Source organism: Synechococcus sp. R8-2, assembly GCF_047461715.1.
Classification (GTDB): domain Bacteria; phylum Cyanobacteriota; class Cyanobacteriia; order Thermostichales; family Thermostichaceae; genus Thermostichus.
Genome location: NZ_JANSHQ010000164.1, coordinates 1 through 9,619, shown reverse-complemented (window position 1 = coordinate 9,619; position 9,619 = coordinate 1). Strand labels below are relative to the sequence as shown.

Annotated in this window: 8 protein-coding genes; 4 read left to right on the top strand and 4 right to left on the bottom strand. The window is 59.2% G+C overall.

Translation table 11 applies throughout. From position 1 onward, the window contains the following. The first annotated feature begins 242 nt into the window (after positions 1–242). The 3 genes from NW819_RS04595 to NW819_RS04585 are packed head-to-tail and all read left to right on the top strand — an operon-like array spanning position 243 to position 3,026. Positions 243–2,072: a proline--tRNA ligase gene (locus NW819_RS04595; RefSeq protein ID WP_414413029.1), complete on the top strand. Its 1,830-nt coding sequence runs from the start codon at positions 243–245 to the stop codon at positions 2,070–2,072. A gap of 21 nt (positions 2,073–2,093) precedes the next feature. Further along, complete coding sequence (locus NW819_RS04590) at positions 2,094–2,711, top strand: hypothetical protein (protein ID WP_414413028.1); 618 nt, start codon at positions 2,094–2,096, stop codon at positions 2,709–2,711. A gap of 27 nt (positions 2,712–2,738) precedes the next feature. Then, entirely contained in the window at positions 2,739–3,026 is a 288-nt protein-coding gene (locus tag NW819_RS04585; RefSeq protein WP_414413027.1) for a hypothetical protein, read from the top strand. A gap of 82 nt (positions 3,027–3,108) precedes the next feature. Here NW819_RS04585 and NW819_RS04580 read toward each other — a convergent pair whose 3' ends face one another. From NW819_RS04580 to tkt, 3 genes are all read right to left on the bottom strand, one after another. Continuing rightward, positions 3,109–4,158, bottom strand: a complete 1,050-nt coding sequence (locus tag NW819_RS04580; RefSeq protein WP_238376920.1) for a hypothetical protein — start codon at positions 4,156–4,158, stop codon at positions 3,109–3,111. Between the two features lie 339 nt (positions 4,159–4,497). Further along, a complete protein-coding gene (locus tag NW819_RS04575; protein WP_148202706.1) occupies positions 4,498–4,983 on the bottom strand; it encodes a hypothetical protein in 486 nt (161 codons plus the stop codon). Positions 4,984–5,703: 720 nt separating this feature from the next. Beyond that, positions 5,704–7,704 (bottom strand): transketolase, encoded by a 2,001-nt coding sequence (tkt, locus tag NW819_RS04570; protein ID WP_414413026.1) that lies wholly within the window; start codon positions 7,702–7,704, stop codon positions 5,704–5,706. A 174-nt stretch (positions 7,705–7,878) separates the two neighbouring features. Here tkt and lipA point away from each other — a divergent pair, with 174 nt between their 5' ends. Next, entirely contained in the window at positions 7,879–8,766 is an 888-nt protein-coding gene (lipA, locus tag NW819_RS04565) for a lipoyl synthase (protein WP_414413025.1), read from the top strand. A 91-nt stretch (positions 8,767–8,857) separates the two neighbouring features. On the opposite strand, the gene NW819_RS04560 is transcribed toward lipA, so the two are convergent. After that, a partial coding sequence (locus NW819_RS04560; RefSeq protein WP_414413024.1) for a dihydrolipoamide acetyltransferase family protein occupies positions 8,858–9,619 on the bottom strand: 762 nt, incomplete at its 5' end.

Sequence of the window (9,619 nt, the reverse complement as noted above, 5' to 3'; positions counted from 1 at the left end):
GTGGCTGCCGGCTTCGAGTGTGGGATCGGCATCGACAAGTTCCAATCCTGGCAGGAAGGCGACATCATCGAGGTGTACCAGATGGTCACCAAGCGGCGGACGCTGGCCTCTGTCTAGCTTCATCAAGGCACTTCAGGTTGGCCTGCCGGTCAGGCCTGTGTTCTCGGGCAGAGGATCCCAGACAGGGCGGGAAAGTTTGAGCTGATCGTGCGAGCGGGAGGAGTCCTCAGAGGGGGGAATGGATGCAACAGAGCCAGAGACTGAGCCAGATGCTGTTTGTAACGCTGCGGGAGGATCCCGTTGAGGCCGAGCTGCCCAGCCACAAATTGCTGCTGCGGGGCTGCTTTATCCGGCGGCTCTCCCCAGGGATCTACACCTATCTGCCGCTCCTCTGGCGGGTGCTGCAAAAGATCTCGGAGATTGTCCGGGAGGAGATGAACGCCATCGGCGCTCAGGAGTGTCTTTTGCCCCAGCTGCAGCCGGCAGAGATCTGGCGGGAGTCGGGCCGCTGGGAGGTGTACACCCAGGCGGAAGGGATCATGTTTGCCCTTAAGGATCGCCAGGGACGTGAGCAGGCCCTAGGCCCCACCCATGAGGAGGTGATCACCTTGCTGGCCCGGGATCTCATCCGCTCCTATCGCCAGTTGCCGCAGACGCTCTACCAGATCCAGACCAAGTTCCGGGATGAGATTCGGCCCCGCTTTGGCCTAATGCGAGGGCGGGAATTCATCATGAAAGACGCCTATTCCTTCCACGCCAACGAGGAAAGCCTGCGCCAGACCTACCAAGATATGTACCGAGCCTATAGCCGCATCCTCAGGCGCTGTGGGCTGGAGTTTCGCGTGGTGGATGCTGATGCCGGGGCGATTGGGGGGCCATCGGCGGCCTCGCAGGAGTTTATGGTGCTGGCCTCTGCCGGAGAAGATGAGATTCTCTACACGCCCGATGGCTCCTATGCTGCCAATGTGGAGAAGGCCGTCTCCATCCCGCCGCCAGCGGCAGAGTCTCCCTACACCGCCTTCCAGGTTCTGGATACGCCGGGAACCGAAACCATCGAGAAGCTGGCCGCTTTCCTAAAAATCTCCTCTACCCTGATCGTTAAAAACGTCCTCTACCAAGCCCTCTACGACAACGGCCTGCGGGTGGCAGTGCTACTGAGCATCCGTGGGGATCAAGAAGTCAATGAGGTCAAACTGGCCAACCACCTCAGCCGCCTGGCAGAGCGCTACCAAGCCAACAAGCTGCTCAAGCTCACCTTGGCGGATGCCGAGATCCAAAACAGTTGGCAGGGGGATCCCATCCCGGTGGGCTACATTGCCCCCGACTTGCCGGATAGCTGTTTGGGCCCGCAGAAAAACCTTGCCCCCCAGATCTTACGCTTGGCCGACCAGACGGCAGCTCTGCTGCAGAACTTTGTGACCGGCAGCAACCACGTGGGGCGGCACGTGGTGGGGGCCAACTGGGGCGAGCAATATCCCCTGCCGGAAGTGGTGGATGTGCGCAAAGCGCAAGCGGGGGATCGGTGTTTGCTCAACCCCGACCAGATTCTGGAAACGGCTCGTGGCATCGAGATCGGCCATATCTTCCAGTTGGGTCTCAAGTTCTCACTGCCGATGCGGGCCACCTTTACCGACGAACAGGGATCCGAGCAGCCCCTCTGGATGGGCTGTTATGGCATTGGGGTATCCCGCTTGGCCCAGGCGGCGGTGGAGCAATCCCACGATGCCAATGGCATCATCTGGCCGGTGGCCATTGCCCCCTATCACGTAGTGGTGGTGGTGCCCAACATCTCCGACGCCGAGCAGATGAGCGTGGCGGAAAAACTGGTGCAGGATCTCGCTACTGCCGGCATCGAGACCCTCTGGGATGACCGGGACGAGCGGGCCGGCGTCAAGTTCAAGGATGCAGATCTCATCGGGATCCCCTATCGCCTCACCACGGGGCGCAGCCTCAAACAGGGCAAGGTGGAACTCAGCGAGCGGGCCAGCGGCCAAGCCACGGAAATTCCCATTGAAGAAGTGGTGACTACCCTGAAAGAGCGGATTGAAGCAGCCCTAGCTGTGCCGGACTGAGCGTGGCTTCTCCTGAACTCCATGCTGAACATCTCCATTCTTAAAGAAGACGAATCCTATACTTTTCGCTCTTATTTTGAGATGCCCTACGAGCCAGATGAAATCTTGGCTCAGTTCGGCTATCGACTGGAAATTGGGGAGTGGACATGGCCTGTTGCCCCTGCGCCGCCGCAAACCCCAGTTCTGAAAGATCGGATCCGACAATTGTTACCTTTGGTTAGCCTCACCAGCGAAACAGCGCGGCGGGAATTGCTGGTGGCTCCTGTGCTGACCGAAGTGGCTCTCCATTGTCGAGTTCCTTTGCGGCTGGAGTATCCCCTGATGGTCAACAATTGGTTGAAGGGCAGCCTCGATTATCTGTTGCGAGGGAAGAACATCCTGCTGGTGGTTGAAGCCAAAAAGGACGATCTAACGCGAGCCTTTGTGCAAATGGCTGTAGAAATGATTGCCCTGGCGCAGGTGGAGCAGCAGGCTCAGATCTACGGTGCAGTGACGATGGGGTCTATCTGGCAGTTCGGACAAATTCTTGCCCATCAGCAGGTGATCAAACAAGACTTAACGCTGTATCGGGTACCTGAGGAGCTAGAAACCATTGCCGGCATTCTCACTGCCATGGTCAGCAGCCCTAGCCAATCGTGAATTAAAAGCGTGAATTAAAAGTAAGTCATGGATCGAAAAACAGTCTGGTTTGCCCTAAAATTGATGCTGGCTGCTGCCGGGATCAGCACAGCCATCAAGTATGGTGGCCCTTACTTGGCCTTGCCGGAGCAAATACCGGTGGTGATCGGGATGATCGTTTTGCCCACCCTGATCGTGGCCGGGCTCCTGTGGCGCTGGCAAATGCAGTCTCCTCTATCCAAAACTCCCCTACAAGCCGGCAAGGGATCCCTGGGAATTGAAGATGATAGAGCCTTCACCCCCAGCCCTTCTCCCAGGGGAGAGAGGGAAGTCTGAACTGCTGGACATGGAAGGCTGCCCAGATCCCTTGATGGGTGGGGGGAAGTCTATCGGGATGGGCTGGGATCCCTTGAACCCCTTACTGCTGGGTAAGGCGCAGGGTTACCGTTGGGCTGGTTTGGTTGCCGGAAGTGGCCGTGAGATTCACCTGATACACCGTGCCAGAGGCCGGAATGGGAGGTCGAACGGTGATGGTGAAACGGCCCTGGGCATCTGCCTGCACCGTTTGGTTGGTCACGGTCTGTTGGGCGCTGATGATGCCGCCCAGAGAAGTAGAAGCCGTTACATTCACCCGCACCGAAGCATTGGGAGCTGTAGTGCCCTGCAGCGTAAACGAAGAGCCGGAAACCCGATCCCCATCCTGCAGGTTGGTGATCTGAGGCAAGAGGGGGCTGGGGGCGCTGACCGTGGCGGAAACCTCTTGGGTGGTCAGCCGCTGGATGCCCCCGGTGGCCCCTTCGATCAGGCGGGCCGGTTGTTCGGCGGTCATGAAGCGCACTTGGCCGCCATTTTCCAGGCGGGCGACGACGATCCCTTCCCGGGTGGTATCTTTCGCCTCGATTAGGGCGTTCACTACATAGGTGCCGCTGGAAACTTCCTGAGCCGGCAAGGTTTGCACTTGCCGTCCATCCTGGATGAGGTAAACCGTTACCCGGCTGGAAGGGGTACCTTTGACGGTGACCAACAGGATTTCTCCCGCTGCCAAAGGGCGACTGCCGGCATTGTGATCCACCAGGTCGATGGAAGCGCGGACAGGGCTGCCCACAGTGAAGCTCCAGGTCACGCGGCGGGTCACCCCCTGGGTATTGGTGAACTCCAGCAGAACTTCCCGGCGCCCCGGCGGCAGAGGTTGGGCAGGGCGATAGGTGAAGAAATCTCGGGTGATCACCGACTGGGACGTGACATCTTGACCATCCAGGAAAACCCTCACCGTTTCCGGGCGCACGCTGACGCCATCTTGGCTGCGGAAAGAAGCCGAGATTGGGGAGGTAGGTTCAACATTGGTGGCCGCTTGAGCTGGGCTGGGATCCGTAATTTGCTGAGCCCTTGCAGGCAAGCTCGACAACCCCACAACCGCAGCACCGATCACCAAGGCCCGGGGAAACCAGGAATACAAGTTATCGCTCATGAGACCATCCAAGAAAAAGATAGAGTACAGACAGACTACACAGGCAACAAGCCCAGAGAAAGGCTAAACAGAGTCCGGCAGAACATCGGCCTCGATATCCTGTTCGAATCCTGTCACAGGGGATGGCCCCTGTCGATACGCCTAAACCTCTGATTGGCTCCCCAATAGAGTCAATTCCAACGTCAAAACCGGGCAAAGTCAACTGCCATCTGCCGTGCCGGATCCCACGTCCATCCTGGCAAAATCCAGAAGATGACTGTAGGTGAGAATGTAAGGGATCCCTTTGAAGGATTTGACTTAACTTGTGTTCGATGGGTAATCGATGGGTATCAGCTCATCTCAATTCACAAAAATAGCCCCTGTCTCTTGCAGATCGAGGCAATGATCGCCGGAGACATCGTTGACCAGCCGCACCTCTACGGTGATCACATTCAAGGGATCCACGCTCACCTGGTAGCCCACAGGAGCCAACATCGGCGTGTTGATGGCCATGCAATTGGGGATCAACAGGTTGCTCAGGCGCAACGTTTCGCCTGCAGGCAGTTCCGAGACTTTCTGGCGGGGATCGGTAAAGCCGTATTCCAAAGGCAGACCGGTGCGATTGCGGATCACCAGCTCTGCCGGCAGGTCGGGGTTGAAGCGGGCCACTGGGCGATCAAAAACCAATTGATCGACACCCACCGGTAAGCGCGGCAACGGCACTGTCTGAAAGGTAGGCTGAGCGGCAACCCAGAGGGATCCCTGCAACAACCCTCCGCCAACCCAGCCGCCCAGCAGAGTCGCCAACGTCAAAACCATTCTTTTGCTCCGTTCTGCATAGCTCATGGCTTTCGCCTCAGGATGTGCTTCCAGACTGGTGGGAGTTGGATCCCTTGCCTGCTTGTATTGTTCCCAAAAACGGCTGGCCGGGCCAGATGGCTGCTGTTTTTTCCAGGGTATGCCCCAACCAGCTAAGATCCCGTGGGGGGGAAGTTAAGTTAGAGTTGGCAATGCAAAGGGAGGCATGGCCATGCCAGCAGAACCGAAAAAGTCGGAGAAAAACTTCTCGTGGAAGGGCAGTGCCGACGCGGGCCGGGCGCTGACGATTTTGGCTGTCGTGGGAGCCGCGGTGATTTTACTGGCGGGGTTCCTACAGTAGGCAAACAGTAGGCAAAGCTGTTTGTGTCTGCAGCCGGCACAAGCACCTCAGCACGGCGGCGGAAGCCAAAGTTTCTTCTTCAAGGCGATTTCAAGGCGATGGTGGCAGCCTGCTCGACTTCCAACTTGCCTTCAAGGATCATCCCCGCCATGGTTGAAGATGTCCTCAAGGCAAAGGTGTTGTCTGCGGGGCAGGAAGCCGCCCTCGACTGCGTTCTCCGCCATGGCTGCCCTACAGAAAGAAGCAGATCCGGATGCTTTGGAAGTCCTGCTGATTGGTTGATGCGAGGTTCGCTACGCCTGTCCGGGTCACGCCGCTGGGCAGCAGGCTCAACAGGGAAAAAAGCCCAGCAGAGAAGGGATCCCTGCTGAGCCCCTTGAAAGCGCCGAGGAAGGGGTAAAGTGCCCTCAGCCCAGCAGCCGGCGGGCAGTGTTGACCACGTTTTCCACCGTGAAGCCGAACTTCTCCATACACACCGGGCCGGGGGCGGAAGCGCCAAAGCGATCGATGCCAATGGCCACCCCCTCAAACCCCAGGTACTTGTGCCAGCCGAAGGTGCAGCCTGCCTCGACGGAGACGCGCTTGGTGACGTTGGGGGGCAGAACCGAGTCTCGGTAGCTCTGGGGCTGGGCCTCAAACAGCTCCATACAGGGCATAGAGACCACCCGCACGGCCCGGCCTTCCTGCTTCAGTTGGGCTGCAGCTTTCACCGCCAGCTCCAGTTCAGAGCCGGTGGCGATCAAGATCAGCTCTGGATTGGGGGCATCCACCACCACATAGGCCCCTTTGGCTACGCCTTCAATGGAGGTGCCTTCCACCGGGTTGACCGCCTGCCGGGTGAACACCAGCACAGAAGGGGTGGTCTTGGCTTCTAGGGCCACCTGGTAAGATCCCACCGTTTCGCGGGCATCTGCCGGGCGCAGCACATAGAGGTTGGGGATAGCCCGTAGGGAAGCCAGTGTCTCAATGGGCTGGTGGGTGGGGCCATCTTCCCCCAAGGCGACGGAGTCGTGGGTCATGACGTGCAGCACCCGCACTTGCGAGAGGGCCGATAGGCGGATGGCAGGCCGCATGTAGTCTGTGAAGATCAAAAAGGTGGCGTCGTAAGGGATGAGGCCTCCATGAAGCGCCATGCCGTTGGCGATGGCTCCCATGCCGTGTTCCCGCACCCCAAAGCGGAAGTTGCGCCCCTCGTAAGATCCGGCCTGAAACTCTGGGATCCCTTTTAAATAGGTCATGTTGGAGTGGGCGAGATCTGCGGATCCCCCCAGCAGTTCCGGCACGGCCTTGGCCAAGGCATTCAGACACAACTTGGAGAGGTTACGGGTAGACTCTCTGCCGGTTTCTGCAATGGGGGCCAGCGCTTCTTTCCAGCCCACCGGCAGCTCCCCGGCCATGATGCGCTTGAACTCGGCGGCCTCTTCGGGGTAAGCCTTCTCGTAGGCGGCGAAGCGCTCGTTCCACTCCGCCTCGGCCTTGGCCCCTTTCTCGATGGCCTGGCGGAAGTGGGCCAGCACCTCGTCGGGAATGTAAAACTCCGGCTCCAGAGGCCAACCCAGGTTTTGTTTGGTGAGCTTCACCTCTTCCGGCCCCAAAGGCGCCCCGTGGACGCTCTCGCTGCCGGCCTTGTTGGGGGATCCGTAGCCGATGGTGGTCTCGACAATAATCAAGGACGGCTTGTTGGTGACTTCCTTGGCTCTCTGGATGGCCTCGGCGATCCCTTTCAAGTCGTGGTTGCCATCCTCTACTTTTTGCACATGCCAGCCGTAGGCTTCATAGCGTTTGCCCACATCTTCCGTAAAGGCGATTTCCGTTCTGCCGTCGATGGAGATGTGGTTGCTGTCGTAAAGCATGATCAGCTTGCCCAGTTGCAGGTGGCCGGCCAGAGAAGCTGCTTCAGAAGCCACCCCTTCCATGTTGCAGCCATCGCCCAAGATCACGTAAGTGTAGTGATCCACAATGGTGTAACCGGGCTTGTTGAAGCGGGCGGCCAGATGGGCCTCGGCAATCGCCAGCCCAACCGCGTTACCCACCCCTTGCCCCAGCGGGCCGGTGGTGACCTCTACCCCCGGAGTTTCAAAGTTTTCCGGGTGGCCGGGGGTTTTGGATCCCCACTGGCGAAACTGCTTGATGTCCTCTAGGCTCACATCAAAGCCGGTCAGGTGCAGTAGCGCGTACTGCAGCATGCAGCCGTGCCCCGCCGAGAGCACAAAGCGATCCCGATCCACCCACTTGGGGTTGCGGGGGTTGAACTTCATGAACTGCTGCCACAACACATAGGCCATGGGTGCTGCTCCCATCGGCAGGCCAGGGTGGCCGGAGTTGGCCTTCTGAACAGCATCCACCGCCAAAAAGCGAATCGTGTTGATGGCAAGTTGTTCCAGAGAGGGAGGAGCAGCAACAACCATGTGGGATCCCTATCGCTCGACATTTGCTTTCCAGTATGCCGTGTTTTGGGTCTTGCTTCCGAGGCGCTAGGGATCAATTGGGCCGGGAAATTGGCTTTGTCCAAATTCAAGGGGGCCAAATGACAGGCTAAGCTGAGTGATACCGTCGCCGCTGTTTCGTGCTGGAGCGCTTCTTTGACTGTTGTTTCTTCTGGTAGCAAACCCTCCTGGCTGCGGGCCAAGGCCCCTCAACGGGTGGGATCCGTCAAACAACTGCTGCGGGACTTGGGCCTAAACACGGTTTGCGAAGAGGCTTCCTGTCCCAACCTGGGGGAGTGTTTTGCCAACGGCACCGCCACCTTTTTGATCATGGGCCCGGCCTGTACCCGCGCCTGCCCCTACTGCGATATCGACTTCACCAAACGCCCTCTGCCCCTGGATGCCACTGAACCCCTGCGGGTGGCAGAAGCAGTGGAACGCTTGGGATTGCGCCATGCGGTGATTACGTCGGTGAATCGGGACGACCTGCCCGATGGGGGAGCCAGCCAGTTTGTGGCCTGCATTGCGGAAATCCGCCGCCGCATGCCCCAGACCACCATCGAGGTCTTGATCCCAGACCTATGTGGTAACTGGCAGGCGCTGCAGCAGATCTTGGCCGCCCGACCGACGGTGCTCAACCACAATACCGAAACGGTGCCCCGCCTCTATCGCCGTGTACGCCCGCAAGGGAACTACGAGCGCTCCCTCAAACTGTTGGAGTTGGCACGGCAATGGGATCCCGGCCTGTACACCAAGTCGGGGGTGATGTTGGGTCTGGGAGAGACAGCCGAGGAGATCTTGCAGGTGATGCGGGATCTGCGCCGGGTGGGTTGTGACATCCTCACGCTCGGCCAATACCTGGCGCCCAGCCCCAAACACCTGCCGGTGGAGCGCTACGTTCCCCCCGAAGAGTTCGACCATTGGCGACGGGTGGGAGAGGAACTGGGCTTTTTGCAGGTGGTGTCTTCGCCCCTAACCCGCAGCTCCTACCATGCCGAGGCTGTGCAAGAGTTGATGCAGCGCTTTCCCAGGAGGAGCTCCTGAGCGCTGGGGCCTCGCCGGCTGCCCGACCTTGTGGGTTGCGCGAGAGAAGACCCCTACTCTGAGATTGGCTCAAGGCCGGGTTTCAGGGCGGCTACAACGTCAGGGATCCCACCTTGTGCTCTATGAGCTGCGCCAGATCTTGCAGGAAGGCCGCTGCATGGGCGCCGTAGATGACACGGTGATCGCAGGTGAGGTTCACCTGCATTTGGGAACGGATGGCAATGGCTTTTTCCGGCGTCGCCACCACCGTGGGGCGAGAAGCGCCGATGGCCAAAATGGATCCCTGGTTGGGCGGCAAAATGGCATCGAAGCGATCCACCCCAAACATGCCCAGGTTGGAGAGGGTGAAGGTGCCGCTGGTGTACTCCTCTGGCTGCAGTTGCTTACGCCGCGCCCGCTCCACCAGATCCTTCCAGCGGCGGGAGATCTCATACAGATCCAGCCGGTTGGCTTGCTTTAGGACAGGGGTGATCAGCCCGCCATCCTCCATGGCCACGGCCACGGCGATGTTGATATCCGATTTGTAATGGATGCCGTTTTCTGTGTAGCTGGCATTCAAAAGGGGATGCTTCTCCAGGGTCAGGGCCACCGCTTTGACCAAGAGGGCCGTCAGGGTGACTCCTTTGGGCTTCACCTGTTGGTAGAGGTGATCCAGGCTATCGGTGGTGATGGTGTAGCCGACGTGGAACACTGGCACGCCCAGGCTGGCGTTCATATTGCGCACCACCGCCGCTTGTAAAGTGCTGAGGGGAACCGTTTCTCCCAAGGGGACAGCCGCAGGAGTTGGGGACGTAGGGGCTGGGGCAGAGGGGGCAGCCACTGCAGGAGCGGAAAGGGCCGCTGCCCGCTCCAC